The sequence below is a fragment of the Cupriavidus sp. GW823-FHT06D04 genome (genome assembly GCF_058795055.1).
The window spans coordinates 53,943-74,605 of record NZ_JBXAHL010000013.1; the positions used below are offsets into that span (position 1 = coordinate 53,943).

20 protein-coding genes and 1 pseudogene are annotated in these 20,663 nt (G+C 65.8%); 10 read left to right on the top strand and 11 right to left on the bottom strand.

The annotated features are described in order from the left end of the window. Positions 1-7 precede the first annotated feature (7 nt). Complete coding sequence (locus tag AC1Q7H_RS17785) at positions 8-937, bottom strand: LysR family transcriptional regulator (protein ID WP_013953417.1); 930 nt, start codon at positions 935-937, stop codon at positions 8-10. Positions 938-1,072: 135 nt separating this feature from the next. Between AC1Q7H_RS17785 and AC1Q7H_RS17790 the strand changes: the two genes are divergently transcribed. The 3 genes from AC1Q7H_RS17790 to AC1Q7H_RS17800 are packed head-to-tail and all read left to right on the top strand — an operon-like array spanning position 1,073 to position 3,709. Further along, on the top strand, positions 1,073-1,606 hold the full coding sequence (locus AC1Q7H_RS17790; protein ID WP_211981849.1) for a thiamine pyrophosphate-binding protein: 534 nt from the start codon (positions 1,073-1,075) through the stop codon (positions 1,604-1,606). A gap of 4 nt (positions 1,607-1,610) precedes the next feature. Then, positions 1,611-2,207 carry a thiamine pyrophosphate-dependent enzyme gene (locus AC1Q7H_RS17795; protein WP_013953415.1) on the top strand — a complete coding sequence of 199 codons (597 nt, stop codon included), beginning with the start codon at positions 1,611-1,613 and terminating at the stop codon, positions 2,205-2,207. A 32-nt stretch (positions 2,208-2,239) separates the two neighbouring features. Then, complete coding sequence (locus AC1Q7H_RS17800; RefSeq protein ID WP_211981847.1) at positions 2,240-3,709, top strand: aldehyde dehydrogenase; 1,470 nt, start codon at positions 2,240-2,242, stop codon at positions 3,707-3,709. A gap of 78 nt (positions 3,710-3,787) precedes the next feature. On the opposite strand, the gene AC1Q7H_RS17805 is transcribed toward AC1Q7H_RS17800, so the two are convergent. Further along, positions 3,788-4,711: a LysR family transcriptional regulator gene (locus AC1Q7H_RS17805; RefSeq protein WP_211981844.1), complete on the bottom strand. Its 924-nt coding sequence runs from the start codon at positions 4,709-4,711 to the stop codon at positions 3,788-3,790. 227 nt (positions 4,712-4,938) lie between these two features. On the opposite strand from AC1Q7H_RS17805, the gene AC1Q7H_RS17810 reads away from it, so the two are divergent. The 3 genes from AC1Q7H_RS17810 to AC1Q7H_RS17820 all read left to right on the top strand — a co-directional run bounded on the left by AC1Q7H_RS17810 (position 4,939) and on the right by AC1Q7H_RS17820 (position 8,279). Next, positions 4,939-6,117 (top strand): CaiB/BaiF CoA transferase family protein, encoded by a 1,179-nt coding sequence (locus AC1Q7H_RS17810; RefSeq protein ID WP_492381514.1) that lies wholly within the window; start codon positions 4,939-4,941, stop codon positions 6,115-6,117. A 122-nt stretch (positions 6,118-6,239) separates the two neighbouring features. Further along, positions 6,240-7,088 (top strand): HTD2 family dehydratase, encoded by an 849-nt coding sequence (locus AC1Q7H_RS17815; RefSeq protein ID WP_492381515.1) that lies wholly within the window; start codon positions 6,240-6,242, stop codon positions 7,086-7,088. Positions 7,089-7,118: 30 nt separating this feature from the next. Next, complete coding sequence (locus AC1Q7H_RS17820; protein WP_013953410.1) at positions 7,119-8,279, top strand: acyl-CoA dehydrogenase family protein; 1,161 nt, start codon at positions 7,119-7,121, stop codon at positions 8,277-8,279. A gap of 78 nt (positions 8,280-8,357) precedes the next feature. Here the strand turns inward: AC1Q7H_RS17820 and AC1Q7H_RS17825 are convergent, their stop codons facing one another. Then, complete coding sequence (locus AC1Q7H_RS17825; RefSeq protein WP_492381535.1) at positions 8,358-9,305, bottom strand: PDR/VanB family oxidoreductase; 948 nt, start codon at positions 9,303-9,305, stop codon at positions 8,358-8,360. A gap of 4 nt (positions 9,306-9,309) precedes the next feature. Then, entirely contained in the window at positions 9,310-10,365 is a 1,056-nt protein-coding gene (locus tag AC1Q7H_RS17830) for an aromatic ring-hydroxylating dioxygenase subunit alpha (RefSeq protein WP_013953408.1), read from the bottom strand. Positions 10,366-10,466: 101 nt separating this feature from the next. Here AC1Q7H_RS17830 and AC1Q7H_RS17835 point away from each other — a divergent pair, with 101 nt between their 5' ends. Next, a complete protein-coding gene (locus AC1Q7H_RS17835; protein ID WP_249221306.1) occupies positions 10,467-11,471 on the top strand; it encodes a LysR family transcriptional regulator in 1,005 nt (334 codons plus the stop codon). A gap of 12 nt (positions 11,472-11,483) precedes the next feature. Here the strand turns inward: AC1Q7H_RS17835 and AC1Q7H_RS17840 are convergent, their stop codons facing one another. The 4 genes from AC1Q7H_RS17840 to AC1Q7H_RS17855 form a co-directional block, all read right to left on the bottom strand. Then, positions 11,484-12,488, bottom strand: coding sequence for a tripartite tricarboxylate transporter substrate binding protein (locus tag AC1Q7H_RS17840; RefSeq protein ID WP_153953407.1), 1,005 nt, complete (start codon positions 12,486-12,488; stop codon positions 11,484-11,486). A gap of 70 nt (positions 12,489-12,558) precedes the next feature. Next, the gene (locus AC1Q7H_RS17845; protein WP_249221305.1) at positions 12,559-13,641 is read right to left on the bottom strand and encodes a hydroxyacid dehydrogenase; all 1,083 of its coding nucleotides are present in this window, start codon (positions 13,639-13,641) and stop codon (positions 12,559-12,561) included. After that, positions 13,638-14,318, bottom strand: coding sequence for an RraA family protein (locus AC1Q7H_RS17850; RefSeq protein WP_211981836.1), 681 nt, complete (start codon positions 14,316-14,318; stop codon positions 13,638-13,640). The genes AC1Q7H_RS17845 and AC1Q7H_RS17850 overlap by 4 nt, the downstream gene beginning before the upstream one ends. Beyond that, positions 14,315-15,616 (bottom strand): alpha-hydroxy acid oxidase, encoded by a 1,302-nt coding sequence (locus AC1Q7H_RS17855; protein ID WP_492378088.1) that lies wholly within the window; start codon positions 15,614-15,616, stop codon positions 14,315-14,317. Before AC1Q7H_RS17855 ends, AC1Q7H_RS17850 begins: the two co-directional genes overlap by 4 nt. A gap of 133 nt (positions 15,617-15,749) precedes the next feature. On the opposite strand from AC1Q7H_RS17855, the gene AC1Q7H_RS17860 reads away from it, so the two are divergent. Together AC1Q7H_RS17860 and AC1Q7H_RS17865 are read left to right on the top strand one after the other, a co-directional pair. Next, entirely contained in the window at positions 15,750-16,652 is a 903-nt protein-coding gene (locus tag AC1Q7H_RS17860) for a LysR family transcriptional regulator (RefSeq protein ID WP_013953402.1), read from the top strand. Between the two features lie 223 nt (positions 16,653-16,875). Next, on the top strand, positions 16,876-17,376 hold the full coding sequence (locus AC1Q7H_RS17865; RefSeq protein WP_211982200.1) for a DUF6496 domain-containing protein: 501 nt from the start codon (positions 16,876-16,878) through the stop codon (positions 17,374-17,376). Between the two features lie 165 nt (positions 17,377-17,541). Here AC1Q7H_RS17865 and AC1Q7H_RS17870 read toward each other — a convergent pair. After that, a pseudogene (locus tag AC1Q7H_RS17870) lies at positions 17,542-17,727 on the bottom strand (biotin carboxylase N-terminal domain-containing protein); the annotation flags it as partial. An 80-nt stretch (positions 17,728-17,807) separates the two neighbouring features. Here AC1Q7H_RS17870 and AC1Q7H_RS17875 point away from each other — a divergent pair. After that, on the top strand, positions 17,808-18,770 hold the full coding sequence (locus AC1Q7H_RS17875) for a Bug family tripartite tricarboxylate transporter substrate binding protein (protein WP_211981832.1): 963 nt from the start codon (positions 17,808-17,810) through the stop codon (positions 18,768-18,770). Between the two features lie 48 nt (positions 18,771-18,818). Here AC1Q7H_RS17875 and AC1Q7H_RS17880 read toward each other — a convergent pair whose 3' ends face one another. Both AC1Q7H_RS17880 and AC1Q7H_RS17885 read right to left on the bottom strand, forming a co-directional pair. After that, on the bottom strand, positions 18,819-19,634 hold the full coding sequence (locus AC1Q7H_RS17880) for a shikimate dehydrogenase family protein (RefSeq protein WP_211981830.1): 816 nt from the start codon (positions 19,632-19,634) through the stop codon (positions 18,819-18,821). Positions 19,635-19,658: 24 nt separating this feature from the next. Beyond that, a complete protein-coding gene (locus AC1Q7H_RS17885; RefSeq protein WP_492381516.1) occupies positions 19,659-20,648 on the bottom strand; it encodes a 2-hydroxyacid dehydrogenase in 990 nt (329 codons plus the stop codon). Positions 20,649-20,663: the final 15 nt, after the last annotated feature.

Consider the following 20,663-nt stretch of genomic DNA (forward strand, 5'->3'; position numbering starts at 1 on the left):
CACCGTATCAAGCGCTGATCCAGGATGCACCGGGCCATGCGCCGTCGAGCACCAGCCGCTTCATCAATGCCACCAGTTCGGCGCGGACGAAGCTGGCTGCGGGTGTCAGCCTGCGGGTGGCCGCGTGCGCCAGCACGATGCGGCGCGACAGGTTGGGCGACACGATGGGCGCGCCCGCCAGCGCGCCAGTCTCCATCTCCTCGGAAATCGCGGAGCTCGGCAGGACGGTGTGGCCGAATCCCTTGCCGACCAGGTTTTTCTGAACCACCAGCGAGTTGGTCTCGACCGCTACCACCGGGGTGATGCCGGCGACCGCGCAGGCATGCTCGACCACGCTGCGTAACCCGTGCGGGGCGTTAGGCAGGATCAGCGGCAGGTCGCGGAAGCTCTCGACGGTTTGTTCCTCGCCTGGCGCAAGGGTGCCAGCGGGTCCCACCAGGTAGAGCTGTTCATCGAGCAGTGCTTCGACGTGCAGGCCGGGAGAACTCTTGGTGTCGTAGAGCAAGGCGACCTCCACGTCGCCGGCCTCGAGCCACTGCAGCAGGTTTCCCGCGTAGCCGACGTTGATGCGTACCACCAGTTGCGGATGCCTGGCCTTCACCGTGGCAACCAGCTCCGCTGCCAGCAGTTCGCAAGTGCTTGGGAGTAGCCCGATGACCGCAGTGCCTGAAATCGCGCCAGACGCCGGCGTGATCTCCGCCTTGGCCCGATCGAGTTCCTGCAGCGCCCTGCGGCCGTATTCGACCAGCGTGCGGCCGGCGTCAGTCAGGACCATGCCATGGCGCTCGCGCTCGAACAGTTCGACGCCCAGTTCCTCCTCGAGCAGGCGCACGTGCCGGGAAACCGCCGGCTGCACGATGCGCAGGAGCTCGGCCGCCTTGGTGGCGCTGCCGGTCTCGGCGATGGCTAACAGGGCTCGAAGCTGCTTGATGTCCATATCTGTAAAGGCCCTTGGCCGGCATTCAACTTCGTGATCGCAGACATCAATTAATTGTATTTCATACTTCCAGCTAGTCAACTCTATGATAGCAAACGTTGTCCCTCCGCTTTCCCCTTTCTTAACTTGCGCACTATGACGACAAACAACTCAGAGCCTCTTGCCTGGCAAGAGGACATCTTCCAGGTCCTTAAACAGAACGGCGTCCGCCAGGTGGCCTACGTGCCCGACGCCGGCCACTCGCATGTCATCCGACGCGCCAAGGCCGACCCCGAAATCCGCGACGTGGTGCTGACCACGGAAGAGGAAGGCGTGGGCGTCGTCAGCGGCGCCTGGCTGGGCGGGGATCGCGCGGTGCTGCTGATGCAGAGCAGCGGCGTCGGCAACTGCGTGAACATGTTCTCGCTGCTGGAGAGCTGCAAGTTCCCGTTCTTCACCCTGGTGACCATGCGCGGCGAGTACGCCGAGTTCAATCCCTGGCAGAACCCCATGGGCCTGGCCACCCAGCGCGCGCTGGAGCTGATGGGCATCACGGTCTATCGCGTGAATTCGCCGGAAGAGGCCGCCGAGCTGGTCGACGCCGGCCTGGTTTCCGCCTTCGACGCTGGCAACCGCGTTGCCGTTCTCCTGTCCCAGAGCCTTATCGGCCGCAAAAAGTGGATGCGCTGATCCTATGACTACCTCTACCTCCAAGCCTGGCATCGACCGCCGCAAGTTCGTTGCCGAACTGCTGAAGCAATTTCCTGACGCGCTCGTAGTCTCGGGCCTCGGTTCGCCTTCGTACGACGTGTTCGCCGCTGGCGACCGTCCCGGCAACTTCTACCTGTGGGGCGCGATGGGCGGTTCCACCTCGCTGGCTCTCGGGCTTGCCATCGCACAACCCGAGAAGACCGTGATCGCCATCACCGGCGACGGCGAGCAGCTGATGGGCATCGGCAGCCTGGCAACGGCGGCGGCGCAACAGCAGAAAAACCTGAACATCGTGATTCTCGACAACGGCCACTTCGGTGAGACTGGCATGCAGCAAAGCCACACCAGCCTGGGTACCAACCTGGCCCAGGTGGCGAAGGCGGTCGGCGTGCCGACGACGCTCGAGATTTCCGATATCGAGGAGCTGGGCAATTTGGCGCAAGCCATCAGGAAGGCCGAGGGCATGACCGTGGCGCAGGTCTATATCTCGACCGACGAGCCGCAACGGGCCTTGCCTCCGCGCGATGGCACCTTTGTCAAGAACCGCTTCCGCGAGCATCTCGGCTTCGCACCGTTCTGATCTGCCAACACCAACACGGACAGCATCGCGCCATGAAGCAGTATCAAATGTTCATCGACGGCACCTTCGTCAATGCGAGCGACGGTCGCTGGTTTGAAACCCAGAATCCCTTTACCGGCAAGACCTGGGCCGAAGTGGCCCGCGGCACCGCAGCAGATATCGATCGCGCCGTGCAGGCGGCCGATCAGGCGTTCCGCTCGGGGCCGTGGTCGGAGATGACGGCGACGCAGCGTGGCGCCTTGCTGCGCAAGCTCGGCGACCTGATCGCCCGGGACGCGGAGCGGCTGGCCGAGTTCGAAGTGCAGGACAACGGCAAGCTGCTGGCGGAGATGGGCGCCCAGCTCAAGTACCTGCCGCAGTGGTTCTATTACTTCGGCGGGCTGGCCGACAAGATCGAAGGCACGGTCATTCCGCTCGACAAGAAGGGCTATTTCAACTACACGCGGCGCGAGCGGCTGGGCGTGGTGGCGGCCATCACGCCGTGGAACTCACCGCTGATGCTGCTGGCGTGGAAGATCGCGCCGGCTCTCGCGGCGGGATGTACCGTGGTGGTGAAGCCGTCGGAGTTCACTTCGGTGTCTGCGCTCGAGCTTGCGCTGCTGTTCGAGGAAGCCGGCTTTCCCGCGGGCGTCTTCAACGTCGTGACCGGGTTTGGCGTCGAGGTGGGCTCGCCGCTGGTGACGCATCCGCTGGTCAAGAAGGTGACCTTCACCGGATCGGACGCCACCGGACGCGTGATCAACCAGCAGTGTGCGGCGCAGTTCAAGCACGTGAGCCTGGAGCTCGGCGGCAAGTCGCCGAACATCGTCTTCAACGATGCCAACCTGGATGACGCCGTCAACGGCGCCGTCTCCGGCATCTTCGCCGCCAGCGGCCAGACCTGTATCGCCGGTTCGCGGCTGCTGCTGCAGGAAGACATTCACGATATCTTTGTCGAGAAGCTGCTGGCGCTGGCCAGCACGGCAAAGCTCGGCAACCCGATGAATGCCTCCACGCAGGTGGGGCCCATCACCACGCCCGCGCAATACGAAAAGGTGCTGTCGTATATCCAGATCGCGCAGGACGAAGGGGCGGAGCTGCTGCTCGGCGGCAAGCCGGCGTCCTGCGGCGACGGATGGTTTGTCGAGCCGACCATCTTTGCCAGGGTCTCGCCGAAGATGCGCATCGCGCAGGAGGAGGTGTTCGGGCCGGTGCTGTCCATCCTGAAGTTCAGGGACGAAGCCGACGCCATCGCGATTGCCAATGACAGTTGTTATGGGCTTGGAGCGGGGGTCTGGACATCCGACATCGGTCGTGCCTTCCGCATGTCGGAGAAGATCCAGGCGGGCACGGTCTGGGTCAATACCTATCGCGCGGTCAGCTTTATGTCGCCGTTCGGCGGGTACAAGGACTCGGGCCTCGGCCGTGAAAACGGCATCGCTGCCATCGAGTCGTACCTGCAGACCAAGAGTGTGTGGATCAATACGGGAGCGGCTACGGGTAATCCGTTCATGATCCGCTGATTGTGTTTTACCGAAGCCTGTGGCGGGGGCCGCTTGTTTTCTCCCCTCTCCCATTTATGGGAGAGGGGGGGGAACGCGTTATGACAGTGCGTTGTCAGGGCTCCCGCCCGCTGCCTGTGCCACCTCGATCAGTTCGTCGATCAGCGCCTTCGCGCAGCCGGGCAGGCCTTCCAGTTCCCGCACGATCACCGCACGCTCCCGCAGCGCCCACGGTTCGTGCAACTCGATGATCTCGATCTTCATCGTCTGCCGGTGGCGCAACGCGGCCGATAACGGCACCACGCCAATGCCGACGCCAGCCTCGATCATCCGGCACATGGCTTCAAAGCTGCGGATCTGGATGCGGATCTGCAGCTTGCGCCGCTGGTCGCGGACCAGCTCGGTAAGAAAGGCGTGCAGGGTGCTGCCTTCATGCAGGCTGACATGCTCATAGTCGAGCGTGTCTTCAAAAGCGAGGTTCGGCTTCTGCGTCAGCGGATGGCCGAGCGGTGTGGCCAGAACCAGCTTGTCCGTACTGAAATGGATGACCTCCAGCCCTTCCGAGTTCAGCGGTCCGGAGATGATGCCAAGGTCCGCGCTGCCGTCCAGCACGCCGCGGATGATGTCCCGCGTCAGGCGTTCCTGCAGGTCGACGGTGACGGCGGGGCGCTCTGACATAAAGCGCGCCAGCACCTCTGGCATGAACTCCGTCACGGCGGTGGTGTTCGCAAAGATGCGGATATGACCGACCGAGTCCTTGGCGTATTCCTCGAACTCGCTTTTGACATGCTCGAACTGGCGCTCGATCACCCGGGTATGCCGCAGCAGGCGCTCGCCGGCCGGGGTCAGGGCCAGGCCCTTGCTCTCGCGATAGAAGAGGCGGGTGCCTAGCTGGTCCTCCAGCGCCTTGAGCCGCGCGCTGGCTGCGGCGGGCGACAGAAATGCCTTGCGCGCCCCGCGCGACAGGTTTTCCTCCTCGGCGATGCGTGCAAACAGCCTCAGGTCGGCAAAGTCGAAATGCATATGTGCTCCTTCTGCTGAACTTTACCAAGGCGTCAAATTTGTCGCAAACCGGCAGGTCTTCGGTGTTTTCGGCGCAGACGAACGGCTGCTTCGAGAAAACGAGATTTACCCAAGCCAGCGTCGCTGCGAGACTTGCTCAGAGGCGAATTGCATCGCCAACTGAATCTCAGTCGTTCGTTGCCGCCAAGGCAGTTCGAACGCAATCCTCCCCCCCCGAAAAGGCTGCTATGCGTCCCCTCGATGGCATTACCGTGGTTTCCCTGGAGCATGCAATCGCTGCGCCATTCTGCACCCGCCAGCTCGCGGACCTGGGCGCGCGCGTGATCAAGATCGAGCGGCCCAAGGTCGGCGACTTTGCCCGCGGCTATGACGAAAGAGTGGACGGCATGTCCTCGCACTTTGCCTGGACCAACCGTTCGAAGGAAAGCCTGGCGCTGGACCTGAAGCACCACGAGGCCCCCGCCATCCTGCAGAAGATCCTGGACAAGGCGGACGTGCTGGTGCAGAACCTGGCGCCGGGCGCCGCCGACCGGCTTGGGCTGTCATATGAAGCGCTGTCCCAGCGCTATCCCGGCATCGTTGTCTGCGACATCTCTGGCTATGGCAACGACGGCCCGTATCGGGACAAGAAGGCCTACGACCTGCTGATCCAGGCGGAGTCCGGCTTCGTCTCGATCACGGGCACCCCGGAAAGCCCATCCAAGGCAGGCTGCTCGATCGCGGATATCGCCGCCGGCATGTACGCCTACACCAATATCCTGGCGGCGCTGCTGCAGCGCGGCAAGACGGGCAAGGGTGCCCATATCGATGTCTCGATGCTGGAAAGCATGGTTGAGTGGATGAGCTATCCGCTCTACTACGCCTTCGACGGCGCCACGCCGCCGCCGCGCGCGGGCGCCTCGCACGCGACCATCTTCCCCTATGGCCCGTTCACAGCAGGCGATGGCAAGACCATCATTCTCGGCCTGCAGAATGAGCGCGAGTGGGAGGCCTTCTGCCGGGTTGTGCTGGAACGGCCGGAGCTGACGAGCGACGAGCGCTTCGTCACCAACTCCCTGCGCGCCAGGAGCCGCGTCGAGTTGACGCAGATCATCACCGACGCCTTCGCCGCGCTGGACATCGACCAGGTGGTCGAGCGGCTGGAGCGTGCCCAGATCGCTAACGCCCGCATGAACGATATGCGCGAGGTCTGGAACCACCCGCAACTCAAGGCACGCGAGCGCTGGACATCGGTCCGCTCTCCCGTGGGCGTGATCCCGGCATTGCTGCCGCCCGGCATGCCGAATGCGTTCGAGCCGCGCATGGACGCCATCCCGGCGCTGGGTGAGCACAGCGAGCACATCCTGCGCGAGCTCGGCTACACCGGCGACGACGTGTCGCGGCTGCGCACGGAAGGCGCCATCTGACCTCATTCCGGAAGGGTACGTGCTTTCCGTCCAAGCGAATGGCTCGTTCCGAACTTTCGAATTGGAAGCTGCGGCGGCAGCGTGCATAGTGGAAGCCAGGCAATCAAGACTAGAGAGATGTGATGGACGTTGTGAAGCTGACGGAATGGATTGGCAGGACGGCGGAAAGCCAGGACGAGATCACGGCATATCCCGTCAAGGCGCTCGCAGCGACCCTGGACTACGATCAGCGGGCACCCGTTCGCGGCGATGCCATTGCGCCGCTCTGGCACTGGCTCTATTTCCTGCCGCTGCACCGGCAATCCGAGATTGGTGCCGATGGCCATGCCAGCCGCGGCGGCTTCCTGCCGCCGGTGCCGCTGCCGCGCCGCATGTGGGCCGGCGGCCGCCTGTGGTTCCACCAGCCGCTGCGCATCGGCGATGCCGCCTCGAAGGTGTCGCGCATCCTCGATGTCAGCGCCAAGAGCGGACGTAGCGGATCGCTCGCCTTTGTGACGGTCGAGCACAAGTACTACGGCGGCAATGGACTGGCGGTTACCGAAGAGCACGACATCGTCTACCGCGAGAGCGCATCGCCGAACGCGCCCGCACCGGAAGCGGTGCGGGCGCCGACGGGCGAAGAATGGGTGCACGAGGTGGCGACCGATCCCGTCCTGCTGTTCCGCTTCTCCGCGCTGACCTTCAACGGCCATCGCATCCATTACGACAAGCAGTACGTGACCGCGATCGAGCACTATCCGGACCTGATCGTCCACGGCCCGCTGCTGGCACTGCTGATGCTGGAACTGGTGCGCACGAACCTGCCGGACGCAGTGGTCAAGACCTTCTCGTTCCGGGGCGTGCGGCCGACCTTCGTGCCCCAGCGCATTTTCGTCTGCGGCAAGCGCAGCGAGGACGGCAAGACCGTCGAGCTGTGGGTCCGCCATGAAGATGGCGCCCTCGCGATGAGCGCGACCGCTGAACTGAACTGAACTAACCCCAAAGTTGCTGGAGACCAGGCTGTGCAGAACAGAATCGATGAATACCAGGAAATCCGTGAGGCCGTGCGCGATCTGTGCGGCCAGTTCTCATCGGAATACTTCCGAAAGGTTGACGAAGTACGGGGCTATCCCGAGGAATTCGTTAGCGCGCTGACCCAGGCCGGCTGGCTGGCCGCGCTGATCCCGGAGGAGTACGGCGGCTCGGGCCTGGGCCTGACCCAGGCGTCCGTCATCATGGAGGAAATCAACCGTGCCGGCGGCAATTCGGGCGCCTGCCACGGCCAGATGTACAACATGGGCACGCTACTGCGCCATGGCTCGGCCGAGCAGAAGAAGCTGTACCTGCCCAAGATCGCCAGCGGCGAACTGCGCCTGCAATCGATGGCCGTGACCGAGCCGACCACGGGCACCGACACGACCAAGATCAAGACTACCGCCGCGCGCAAGGGCGACAAGTATGTCGTCAACGGCCAGAAGGTGTGGATCTCGCGCGTCCAGCATTCGGACCTGATGATCCTGCTGGCCCGCACCACGCCGCTTGCCGAGTGCAAGAAGAAGTCGGAAGGCATGTCGATCTTCCTGGTCGATCTGCGCGAGGCCATCGGCAAGGGCCTGACGGTCCAGCCCATCATCAACATGGTCAACCATGAGACCAATGAGCTGTTCTTCGACAACCTGGAAATCCCGGCGGAGAACCTGATCGGCGAGGAGGGCAAGGGTTTCAAGTACATCCTCGACGGCCTCAACGCCGAGCGCACGCTGATTGCCGCCGAATGCATCGGCGACGGCTACTGGTTTATCGACAAGGTGACCAAGTACGTCAACGAGCGCGTCGTCTTCGGCCGGCCGATTGGCCAGAACCAGGGCGTGCAGTTTCCTATTGCCAGGGCCTTCGTCAACGTGGAAGCGGCCAACCTGATGCGGTTCAAGGCGGCGAAGCTGTTCGACGCGCACCAGCCCTGCGGCGCCGAAGCCAATATGGCGAAGCTGCTGGCCGCGGACGCGTCGTGGGAAGCGGCTAACGCCTGCCTGCAGTATCACGGCGGCTTTGGCTTCGCGGCGGAGTACGACGTCGAGCGCAAGTTCCGCGAGACCCGGCTCTACCAGGTGGCGCCGATTTCGACCAACCTGATTCTTTCCTACGTCGGCGAGCACATCCTGGGGATGCCGCGGTCGTTCTGAGGTTTTGCTTCCGTGGTCTCCTGGACCTTGCGACCCGCCTTCGAGCGGGTCGTTTTTTCTTCCGCGGTCTCCCAGTCGTCAGAGATCCAGCACCAGCTCTGCGCCTTGCGCCCGGGAAACACAGATCAGGATGGACCGGTTCGCGGCCCGCTCGTCCTCGCTCAGTACATAGTCGCGATGGTCCGCGGCGCCGGCAAGGAGCGGAACTTCGCAACTCCGGCACAGGCCTTCGCGACACGCTGAGGGCAGGCACAGGCCATTCGCTTCCAGCACGGACAGGATGCTGTCACCGGCGGGGATGGTGAAACGCCCGCCATGCCGCAGCAAGCTGACTTCGAACGCGCGGTCTGGCTTGTCGCTCCGGTCGGCATCGGCGCCGAAGCGTTCGAAGTGTACGGCGCCGGACTCGATCCCGGCCGCCCGGCCACAATCCGACACGGCGTTCATCATCGGTCCCGGGCCGCAACAGTACACGTGCCAGCCGGCAGGCATCTCACGCAGCGCAGCGCCCAGGTCGACCCGTTCGCCGCGATGCTCGTCATCGGCATGCACGACAACGCGATCGGCATGGGACGCAAGCCGATCGAGGTAGGCGGCGCCGCCGCGCGAGCGTACGCAGTACAACAGGCGCCACTCGCGTCCATGCTCGACGCACCAGCGGATCATGCTGAGGATCGGTGTGATGCCGATACCGCCGGCAATAAACAGATGCCCTGGCGCGGACGTTTCCAGGCGAAACAACGATCGCGGCGTGCCGACCTGCAGGCGATCGCCCACTCGCAGTTGCTCATGTGCATAGCGCGATCCGCCGCGGGATGCCGGCGCCAGGCCGATGCCAAGGCAATAGCGTCCGATATCGGCAGCCGAACTGGCAATCGAGTACTGCCTCGTCAGGCCGTTGGGAAGCGCCACGTCAACGTGTGCGCCGGGATCAAAGCCTGGCAGCGCTGCACGCGACGGGCAGCGCAACTCAACGCCCAGCACGCCCTCCGCTTCCGTGCGCAATCCGGTGACAACCAGTTCCATCACGTCATGCCTCCTTTAGTTGCCGCACCCGCCCACGCTGGGCGGCTTCTTCTTCCAGCCGGCGCGCGACCACCCAGCGGAACTGGGACAGGGCCGCGTCGATGGAGAACGGTATCATCTTGAAGTCGGGCGCGAGTGCCAGCGAGCGCTGCTGCGCGGTGATGATGTCGCGGTCCTCGTCGAACGCGGCCACTACGGCCTGGTGGATGGACCGGGTGACCTCCGGCTGGTCGATCGCGAAGTTATGCGGATGGGCAAAGAAGTAGTGCGTGGAGTTCTCGGTTTCCGGCGTCAGTGCCTGGCAGCCGCGAAATTCCGCGGCGTCGATGCGCCTGCCTTCCTGTGCCCCGGTCCCGGTCGGCGCCATGCCGGAGTCCATCAGCAGGATTGCCGGCAGCGTGAAGTTGTAGATGTTCCAGCGGTCGACCTTTCCCGGCCAGTCCTTGACCTGCTTCGCAAATGGCGGGGCCTCGGTATCGATGGTCCAGCGGGTAATGCGCACGCCATCTTCGAGACGCTCGACCGTCGGCTGCACGCCCGCGTAGTCCTCGCTGCCCCCAAGCGTGGTGGGATGCACGAACGGCAAGTGCGAGAAGTCCAGCAGGTTGTCTGCGATCAACAGGTAGTTGACGTCGTAGTGGATGTAGCCATCGAGGCTGCGCCACGCCGGGTCGTCCAACCAGTGGGTGTCAGGGATCAGCGCCGGATCAGCCGCTTCCGCGTCACCCATCCAGATCCAGATCCAGCTATTGCGCTCGACCACGGGGAAGGTCCGCACGCGCGCTTGCGGCGGGATCCGCTGCTGCGCCGGCGCTTCGATGCATTGGCCGGTTGGATCGAACTTGAGCCCGTGGTACATGCAGCGCACGCAGTCGCCTTCGCGCCGACCCACCGACAGCGGCGCACCGCGGTGGCAGCAGCGGTCTTCTATCGCCACCAGCGTTCCGTCTTCGGCCCGATACATCAGCACCGGGATGCCGATGATGGTCCGGCTGAACAAGTCGCTGGCCCCGACTTCCTTGTCCCAGCCCGCCACATACCAGGTGTTCCTGACAAACATCCTCTGTCTCCTGTATCGATTTTCGGCCTCTCTGGGGCCGCCTTGACAGGAGATTAGGCAGGGGCTCACTATGCGTCAATCGCATGCATAACATAGTAAGGATGTACGCCGTGCATAACGCTCCGTTCGACTACAACCTGCTTGCCGTGTTCGACGCCATGCTCCGCGAGCGCAATGTGACGCGTGCGGCCGAGCAGCTAGGCCTGACGCAAAGCGCGATGAGCCATGCGCTGAACCGGCTGCGCAGCTATTTCGATGACCCGCTGTTTGTCAAGACCGCGCACGGGATGACGCCGACGACCAAGGCCGAGGGCCTGGCCGGGCCGATCCTCGACGTCATGACGACCATGCAGACGCGCGTGCTGCCGCAGTCGAGCTTCGACCCGGCGACCATGCAGCGCACGTTCACGCTATGCATGACGGACATGGGCGAGCTTGTATTCCTCCCGCCGCTGATGCAGCGCCTGCGCGCCATCGCGCCGCGCTGCTCGCTGCGCACCTTGCAGGTACCGATGCCGCAGATCGAGGCGCTGCTCGCCTCGGGCGAGGCGGATCTGGTGCTCGGCTCAGTGCGTACCGCACCCGAGGCGTTGTTCCAGCAGCAGCTGTTCATGCATGGATTCGTGACCATCGTCAGCAGCCGCAACAAGACGGTTGGCGACACGCTGACTGTCGAGCAGTTTGAGACCATGCCGCACATTGCGGTCAGCCTGGCGGGGCGCTCGAGCCCGGCCTATGACGCCGCATTTGAGAGCCACGGACTGAAGCGGCGCGTCTATGTCTACACACCCCACTTCCTGAGCGTGCCGCTGCTGATGGACCGGGAGCCGGACCTGATCGCCACCGTGCCCGAGGAGCTCGCCAACGTCTTCAGCCGATATGGCGTGGTGCGCGTGGTGAAACCGCCGGTTGCCTTGCCACCGTTCGCGTTGAGCCAGTACTGGCACCCGCGCTTTCACCACGATCCCGCGATCGTCTGGTTGCGGCAGCTCGTCAAGCAGACCTTCGATCAGTATCCGGCGATCCCCGCATTGCCAGCAGATGACGCCTCGCTGAGGCCACGCAAGGATGCCGGGCGCAAGCCTGCAAAGAGCACTAACCGATAGCCGCCAGCACGCTCAGTTTTCCTGCCACGGCATCTCCTTCCACAGTTTCTGGAAGCCCGCCTCGCCGCGCTCCAGCTCCGCGCTGTAGGCCGCTGGCGCGAGGTAGCGCAGCGGCGCATACATCGCCTCGGCCTGCTGGCGGAACTGCGGATCGGCGACCACACGCGCCATGGCATCCACCAGCTTCTTCCTTACCGGCTCAGGCAGGCCCTTGGGCGCCGCCAGGCCGCGCAGCGAAGCCAGCTCGATGTCGAAGCCCTGTTCGCGGAAGGTGGGCACGTTCGGGGCCAGTGCTGCCCGTGTTGCGCCCATCTGGCCGATGAACTTGATCGGCGAGCCGCCTTTCTGGTACTGCAGCGCTTCGCCCACGTTGATGGCTCCGATGGTGAGCTGCTGCCCGACCAGCGCCGCGCGGACGTCGCCTGCGCCCTTGTAGCCGACATGGGTTAGCTTGACGCCCGCGGCCTTCTCGAACAGCAGCATGGCAAGGTGGTCGTCCGAGCCGACGCCGGTGGTGCCGACTGACACCTCTCCCGGATGCGCCTTGGCATGGCGCACCAGCGCGGCCAGCGAGTCAATGCGATTGCCGTTGTGTACCGTGAAGCCGCCCGGATCGTCGACCAGGTTGCCGATCAGGTCGAAGCTGCGCCAGGTGAAGGTGGTCTTGCGCTCGATGGGAATGGTTAGCAGGTTCGGCGTATTGATAAAGCCGATGGTGTAGCCGTCCGGCGCGGACCGTGCCAGTTCAGCGAAGCCGATGGCGCCGCCCGCGCCGGGCTTGTTCTGTACCACCACCGTGGCGCCGCCGAGTTGCTTCTCGAGGTGGCGGGCCAGCAGGCGTGCCACCAGGTCCGTCCCGCCCCCGGGACCGTAGGCCACGATCATCTGGATAGGGCGGTTGGGATAGGGCGCCTCTGCCCTGGCGCCGGCCGTGGCGGCGAGGCCGCACGCCAGTGCGAGCGCGCCGACCAGGCGAAGGGGAAAGCGCCGGCGCCATTGGTCTTGGGTCGGGTGCATGGTTGGTGTCTCCTCGCCGGTCTGGTATGCCAGCGTGTTATGTGTAAAGAATAGTCCGCGGAATTGCGGGCTAAGGTGTGACCGATGACACGGCGGCAGCCTGCAACGCTGCCGCGATGCGCTGTTGCGCACGCGGCCAGACTTCGGGGTTGACCAGCCGCTCGGGCCGCTCGCCACTGGCCAGCAGCGTGACGATTTGAGTGGCGGCCAGTTCGGCGTTCCTGCGTCGTGCCTCGTGAGTAACGCCAGCGGTGTGGAAGGTGGCGACGACGTTGTCCAGCGCGAGCAAGGGGTGGGAGCGTGGTGGCGGCTCCTGTTCCCACACGTCCAGACCGGCGCCGGCAAGATGGCCGCTGGCCAGCGCCGCATGCAGCGCGCCCTCATCGTGGATGCCGCCGCGCGCGGTGCTGACGAAGATGCTGCCCGGCCGCATCGCGGCAAAGGCGGCGCCATCCATCATGCGCAGCGTGGTGGCGTCGCGCGGGCAATGCAGCGAGACCACGTCGGCACTGCGCAGCAATTCCTCGAGCGACACCGCCTGTGCGCCGCGCGCGGCCAGCTCCGCTGCATCCAGCGCCGGGTCGCACCCGATCACGCGCATGCCGAAGGCGCGGCCGAGTGCGGCGACGCGGCGGCCGGCGTGGCCCACGCCGACCAGGCCGAGCGTGCGGCCGCGCAGTTCGTGGCCCATCAGGTCCTCACGGCTCTCGCAGTTGTGCGCGCGCAGGCTGCGGTCGGATTCGGCGATGCGGCGCAGTACCGCGAGCATCAGGCCCAGCGTCATCTCCGCCACCGAGTCGGCGTTGCCGCCGGCTTGGTTGAGCACCGCGACGCCGGCCTCGGTGCAGGCATCGATGTCGATGGTGTCGCAGCCGGAGCCGCTGGACGACACCGCCAGCAGGTTCGGGCAGCGCGCCAGCAGCGCGGCGTCGGCGAACCAGCGGCGCGGGATCTCGTCCTTGGCGGCCGAGATCTGGTAGACATGAGCGCCGGACAGCCGGTCCCAGGCGGCCGCGTCGGCGCCTTCGCGGGCGCAGGTATGCAGCGTCAGGCCTGGCGTGGCCGTAATGATGCGGTCAAAGGCCGCGTCCAGCCAGTGGTCGAAACGGACCACCGTGCCGGCGGCAGGCATCGGCAGGACGGGCGCGTTCATACGGCCACCCCCTTTTCGCGCAGCGTGCGCTCGACCCAGCTCCGATCGGCGCGACCTTGCGCGATCGACTCGAGCACCGCTGCTTCGGTGCGTTGTACGTTCTCCACGCGCGCGGCGATTTCCTCGGCATCCTCGGCCGCAACGACCAGCAGGCCGTCGCCGTCGCCCAGCACCAGGTCACCGGGGCGCACCACCATGCCGTCGATGCAGACGGGTACATGCAATTCGCCGGGACCGTCCTTGTAAGGACCGCGGTGCGAGACCCCGCGCGCATAGACGGGCAACGTCTCCTTGCCGATCGTATCGCTGTCGCGGATCAGGCCGTCGATGACGAAGCCCGCTGCGCCGCGCGCGATCGCCAGCGCCAGCATGATCTCGCCGATGATGGCATTGGGACCGGCGCCGCCGGCATCGACGACGATCACATCGCCGGGTCCGCAGAGGTCGAGGGCCTTGTGCACCATCAGGTTGTCGCCCGGGCGCGTGCGCACGGTGAGGGCGCGGCCGGCCATGACGCCATCGCGCCGGTGATGGGGCCGCAGCCGCGTGGTGCCGACGGTGCGGCTCATTGCGTCGCTGACATTGGCCACCGGGAAGCTGCCGTAGCGTTCCAGCAGCGCGTTGCTGACGGTCGGCGCCGGCTTGGGGTGGATGCGGAAGCCGTGAAGCGTGCTCATCGATAAGTCTCCGGGTGAGGGGGCATGTGGGGTAGTGAAGCGGCAGGACGGATGCAGGCAGGGCCGATGTCTGCCAGCCGGGGCAGGCCGAGCATCGCCATATCGCGCGAGATCTCGGCCTGCAACAAGTCGATGGCGTGCGCCACGCCGGGGGTGGACCCGACCGTCGCCGCATAGGCGAACGGCCGTCCGACAAAGACGCAACGCGCGCCGAGCGCGAGCGCCTTGATCACGTCGGTGCCGCGGCGTACGCCGCTGTCGAGTATCACCGGCAGATCGGGCACGGCGTGAACGATCTCGGGCAGGACGCGCAGCGGCGCGATGGCGCCGTCCAGTTGCCGGCCGCCATGGTTCGAGACGATGATCCCGTCCACGCCGTGGCGGCGCGCCAGCAGCGCGTCTTCCGCGGTCAGGATGCCCTTGACCACCAGCGTGCCTTTCCAGCGCCGGCGGATGCCTTCGAGGTGCGTCCAGGTGAAATGTGCGCGGTCGGAGAAGTCGCGCAGCACGCGCGACGACAGGATGGGCGCGCCGCGGTGCGCATAGGCGTTCTCGAAATGCGGCATGCCGTGCCGCAGCAGCGTGCGCGCAAAGGTGCCGAGCAGCCAGCGCGGGTGGGTGATGCCTTGCCATGCCAGGCTTGCGCTCGGGCGCAGCGGCGTCGAGAAGCCAGCGCGCACGTTGTTCTCGCGATTGCCCGCAACGGGCGTATCGACGGTGATCACCAGCGTCCCGACGCCTGCCGCCTCGACGCGCGACAACAGCCCGTCGATCTGCGCCATGTCGCCGGGCAGGTAGGCCTGGAACCAGGTGCCGGGCGCGGCTGCCATCACTTCTTCCAGCCGGATCAGCGATGAACCGCTCATGATCGCCGGCACCCCGGCCTGCTGCGCGGCCTGCGCCAGCACGATATCGCCGCGGTAAGCGAACAGCGCGGCAATACCCATGGGCGCAATGCCGAACGGGGCGGCATAGCGCCGGCCGAACAGCTCGAAGCCGAGTTCGCGCGTGGCCACGCCGGCAAGCACGCGCGGCCGCAGCGCGATCTTGGCGAAGGCGCGGCGGTTCTCCGCCAGCGAGACGCTGTCCTCCACCGCACCGCTGACATAGGCGTACAGCGGCCGGGGCAGGCGGCGGCGGGCGAGCGGTTCAAGGTCGTTTAGCGAAAGCACTTGCCTGCGCAAGGTGCCTGCGCCGCTTGCGGTCGCGGTCGTCACGCGCGGCGCGGAAGCGGTGCTGACGGCATTTGTGGCGCGGTCAGCGGCGTTGTCTGCAGCAGGGGCATGAAGAGCTGACATGATCGATATAGGGGGGCAGGGCGACGACGAGGCTTCAATCTAGCAACCGCAAGGAATCGATAAAAGCGAAAAATAACGAAGCTATAATTTCGCTTTTAGGAAACTGATAATCGCCGCCCGCGGCGCGGATTCCATGACCCTCAAGCAACTCGAAGCCTTCTACTGGGCCGCGACCTGCCTCAACTTCTCGGTAGCCGCCGAGCGCTGCCACCTGTCCGTGTCTTCGCTGTCCAAAAGGGTGGCCGAGCTCGAAACCTCCCTCGGCGTGCAGCTGTTCGACCGAAGCGGCCGCCGCGCCGAGCTGACGGCGCAGGGCGAGCAGATGCTGCCGCGTATCCGCGAACTGCTGCGGGTTGCCGCCGAGTTGCAGCAGTCAGCGGGGCAGAGCCGTGGCCTGCAAGGCCGTTGCCGCGTGGGCCTGGGCGAACTGAGCGGCCTGACCTGGCTGCCCCGGCTGGTACGGCAGACGGCCATCCGGCACCCCGAGCTTCAGCTCGAGCCTTACGTCGATATCGGTCAAGTGCTGGAGCAGCGCCTGGAAGATGGCGAACTCGACCTCGCGGTGATCGCCGGGCCGTCTTCGCGCAGCAGCCTTGCGTCGGAACGGATCGCACAGGTCGATTTTGTCTGGGTCGCGAGCGAGTCTTTTATCGACCAGACCGGCACCGACGATCCGCGGCGGCTGATGGCGGAGCAATTGCTGCTGTCCCTGCCGGTCGGCGCGGGCGGCACCCGGGTACTCGACCAGTGGCTGGCCACCCGTGGCATGGCGGTCAACCGTCGCCTGGTGTGCAACAGCTGGGGCGCCGTGGTCGGCATGGTGGCGGAGGGGCTGGGTTTCGCCTTCATGCCAAAGCAGTGGGCCGAAGCGCTGGAAGCGCGCGGGGTGTTGCAGATCCTGAAGAAGGGCGGCGCGCTGGAACCGCTGCACTATGTCGTGCAATGGCGTCGCGACGACGCGCGCGTGCTGATCACGGAGATGCGCGATGTCATCAAGGACGTAATCGAATTCCAGGCGCCGCGTTGCCTGGTGTAGACCGCGTCTCGCAGGGTAGATTTGGCCCAAGGTGTGCAGATTTCGCACGCGGCAGTACAACCGTCGCCTCTATGAGTGGCGGTGGCGCGCCTGTTGCACGCCTGGAACGACATTTGCGAGGGATTTTTTAACCCGCCGGCAGATGGCGGGCCCTGAACAGTGCCGCGGACATTGCATCTGCCATGGCCCGTGCCGGATGACCGCGGCTGCCATGGAGACGACCATGCCAAGGGCATCGAGCATTGCCCAAGCCAGGGCAGACAAGAGAGCAGGCAAGTCGCCGACCACCCAGGCCGGCCATTTCGTTCACGACGAGATCGAAGCCGTGCGAAAAGGTAAGCACGGCGTGCGCTCGGCCAAGCAGGCCATAGCGATCGGTTTGTCGGAGGCACGCCGCGCTGGCGTCGTTGTGCCGCCGAAGAAGGGTGCGACCAAGGCGGAAACCAAGGCTGCTGCCGCCAAGGCCGCACCGCGACGGGCGAGTTCAGAAAGCACGGCCAAGCGGTCCCAGGCTGCGCTCAAGGCACTCAAGCGCGAGAGCACCGCCGGTGCTTCTCCCAAGGCGCTGTCTGCCCAGGCCAAGAGCGCAGCAAGCAAGCGCACGGCGACCGATCGCTCGGCTGCCGCGAAGAAGGCCGCCAGCACCAAGGGAGCTGCCGGTCGCTCCGAAGCGGCCCGCAAGGCCGCTCGCACGCGTGCGGCAAGGAAGGAGTCAGCCCGTTAGCGAACCAGCGTACCGCTGTCGGCAAGCTGCGCGCCTGGCACGCCGCGCTCTCCGGCGTTCACCGCACTGAACCGACACGGAGGTAAGCAACCCACTCTCTCGCCGGCTTCGACGGTGCGGTCGACGAGCGCGCAGGTCTCTTCCATCAGGGGGGGCTGGCGTAGAATCTGTCGGTGCGCCCTCGGAGCCCGGAACGCCGGGGACACCGGCTTCGATCATGGCGCGTTTGGCGCTGACCTTGTCGCCCATGCGCCGGATCGAAGCCGCGGTAGGCCCGATGCATACCAACCCGTCCCTTCCAACGGTTTCGGCAAAATCCGCGCTCTCGGACAAGAGCCCATACCCGGGATGCGATAGTCTTTCACGTCGTGTGTCCGAGCCTTCCCCCCACGGAATCAACTTCTCCGCCCCCCCTGAATTGAGAGCCATAGATGCGATCGCCCCGCAAGCTGTTTCACATGGCCGCCCTGCTGGCCTCACTTGCCGTCGTCGGCCAGACGCGCGCGGCGCCCTACCCGGATCATCCTGTCGAACTCGTGGTCCCGAGCGCGGCGGGCGGTGGTACCGACACGGTTGCGCGGGCTTTCAGCGAAGCCATGCGAAAGTATCTGCCGCAGCCGCTGACTGTGGTGAACAAGCCAGGGGCCAGCGGTGCCATCGGCATGACGGATGTGGCCCGCGCCAAGCCGGATGGCTACAAGCTCGGCATCATCATCGCCGAAGCCGTGATCGTCCCGCATCTCGGGCCGACCACCCTCGACGCCGCCGAGCTGGTGCCGATCGCGCGCCTGAATGCCGATCCGTCCGCGATCACGGTCAAGGCCGACTCGCGCTGGAACACCATCGAGGCGTTCCTGGAATTCGCCAAGTCGCACCCGGGGGAGGTGCAGGTGGGGAATTCCGGCCCGGGCTCGATCTGGCACCTGGCGGCGACGGCGCTGGAGGACAAGGCGCACGTCAGGTTCACTCATGTGCCGTTCTCCGGTGCGGCGCCGGCCCTGGTGGCGTTGATGGGCGGGCATATCGACGCGGTGGCCGTCAGTCCCGCCGAGGTATCGGCCTATGTGGCCGCAGGCAAAGTGAAGACGCTCGCGGTGATGGCGGAGCAGCGTGTCAGGGGTTTCGAGAGCGTTCCGACGCTGCGTGAGCGTGGTATCGACCTTTCGATCGGCACATGGCGCGGGCTGGCCGCGCCCAAAGGCACGCCACCTGAAGTGCTCGAAACCCTTGCGGCCGCCAGCCGCAAGGCGGTGGCGGATCCTGTCTTCGTGGCGGCGCTGCGCCGGCAGAACCTGGGCATTGCCTATGCCGACGCGGCGACCTTCAAGGCGATGATCGCGGCAGACAACGCGGTGATGAAGGCACTGGTGGCCAAGACCAACCTCCGCAAGTGAGGCAGCGCGTCCGCATCGATCCAGAAGTGCCAAGGGCGGCAGGGGGGCTCAAGACAGGCGGGCAATCTCCTCAAGCAGCGCGGTCTCCATCGCATCGATCGGCGCGCGTGCGCAGCCGGTGTAGAACTCGACCTGGGCGCACGCCTGGTGCAGCATCATGCGCGTGCCGTCGATGGTGCGGCAGCCAAGTGCGGCGGCATCCCGGATCAGCTTGCTCCTGACCGGGATGAAGGCAGCGTCCATGACGATCAGGTGTGCCGCGAGCTGTCCGGCGACCGGGTTGACATCGGGTGCGCGAAAGCCCGCGGCGGTCGCGTTGGCGAGCATGTCGAAGTCCGCCGCGCGGAAGTCCGTCAATCCGCCCCCAAAGCGCAGGCCAAGTGAGGCGGCCAGTTCCTCGCCGCGCGCCGTGGTGCGGTTGAACACGGTCACGCTGGCGCCGGCCTCGCGCAGGCCATAGGCCATCGCCCGCGCCGCGCCGCCAGCGCCCAGCAGCGCAATGCGGCTGCCGGCCACTTCAGTCACTTCCTGGAACGCCCGGACGGCGCCGATGCAATCGGTGTTGTAGCCGGTCAGCACGCCATCGATATTGTTGATGGTGTTGACCGCGCCGATGGCGCGGGCGGTCTCGTCGAGATGGTCGAGATGCGCGATCACGGCCTGCTTGTGCGGCATCGAGACATTCATGCCGCGCACGCCGAGCGCGCGGATCGATTGCACGGCGCCGGGCACGTCCTGCACCCCGAAGCATACAAAGGTGTAGTCGATCCCGAGCGCCCGGTAGGCGGCATTGTGGATGCGCACATTGAAGGTGAAGGGCTCGCCCATGATCGAGCCGCACAGCGTGGGAATGGAACCGGGCATTGCGGGGTGTCCTTGCGGGGAAAATCAGGCGGCTGCCTGGACGGCAAAGGCCGCCAGGTCGAAGGGCGCGGCGGGCTGCCGCCCGGCGAGCGCGTCCAGCAGGTTGCGCGTGGCGAGTTCGGCCATGGCGCGCCGGGTCTCATGCGTGGCCGAGCCGATATGGGGCAGGGCTGTCACCCTGGGATGGCTGCGCAGCGGTGAATCCTGAAGCAGCGGCTCGGTGGCGAAGACGTCCAGCCCGGCCGCGCGCAGGTGGCCGCTGTCGAGCGCCGCGAGCAGCGCGTCTTCCTGCACGATCTGGCCGCGGGCGCCGTTGACGAAGATGGCGCCCGGCTTCATCAGCGCGAACTCGCGCAGGCCCATCAGGCCGCGCGTGCTTTCGGTCAGGGGCAGCGTGACGGCGATAATATCGGCTCGCTGCAACGCATCGTCGAGCTCCATCCGGGTGGCGCGTCCCACCAGGTCGGACGGCTCCGCGGCAGTCTCGTTGACGTAGAGCACCTCCATGCCGAAGCCGAGCGCCGCGCGGCGTGCCACGGCCTGGCCGATGCGGCCGAAGCCCAGGATCGCCAGGGTCTTGCCGTGCACGTCCCAGCCGAACAGGCTTTCGCCGATATTGGCGGTCCAGCGGCCTTCGCTCACATGGGCCGCCAGTTCGACCAGGCGGCGGCTCGTGGCCATGATGAGCGCGAAGACGGTGTCGGCGGTGGTCTCTGTGAGTACGCCGGGCGTATGGCACAGGGTGATGCCGCGCCGGTGCAGGCAGGGGAGGTCGTAGTTGTCGACGCCCACCGAAATACTCGAAATCACCTCCAACTGGCCCGCTTCGGCCAGTTCCGCCGCGCCCAGCTTCACGCTGGAGCCGATCAGGCCATGGGCGTTTGCCAGCGCGGCGCGGAAGGCCGGCCGTTGTGCCGGCTGGCGCGGGTCGGCCACGATCACGTCATGCTCCGACTCGATCCTGGCGAGCAGGTCGTCAGGAATCGGACGGAACACCAGTACCTTCTTGCGCATGGGAAATCCTTGCTT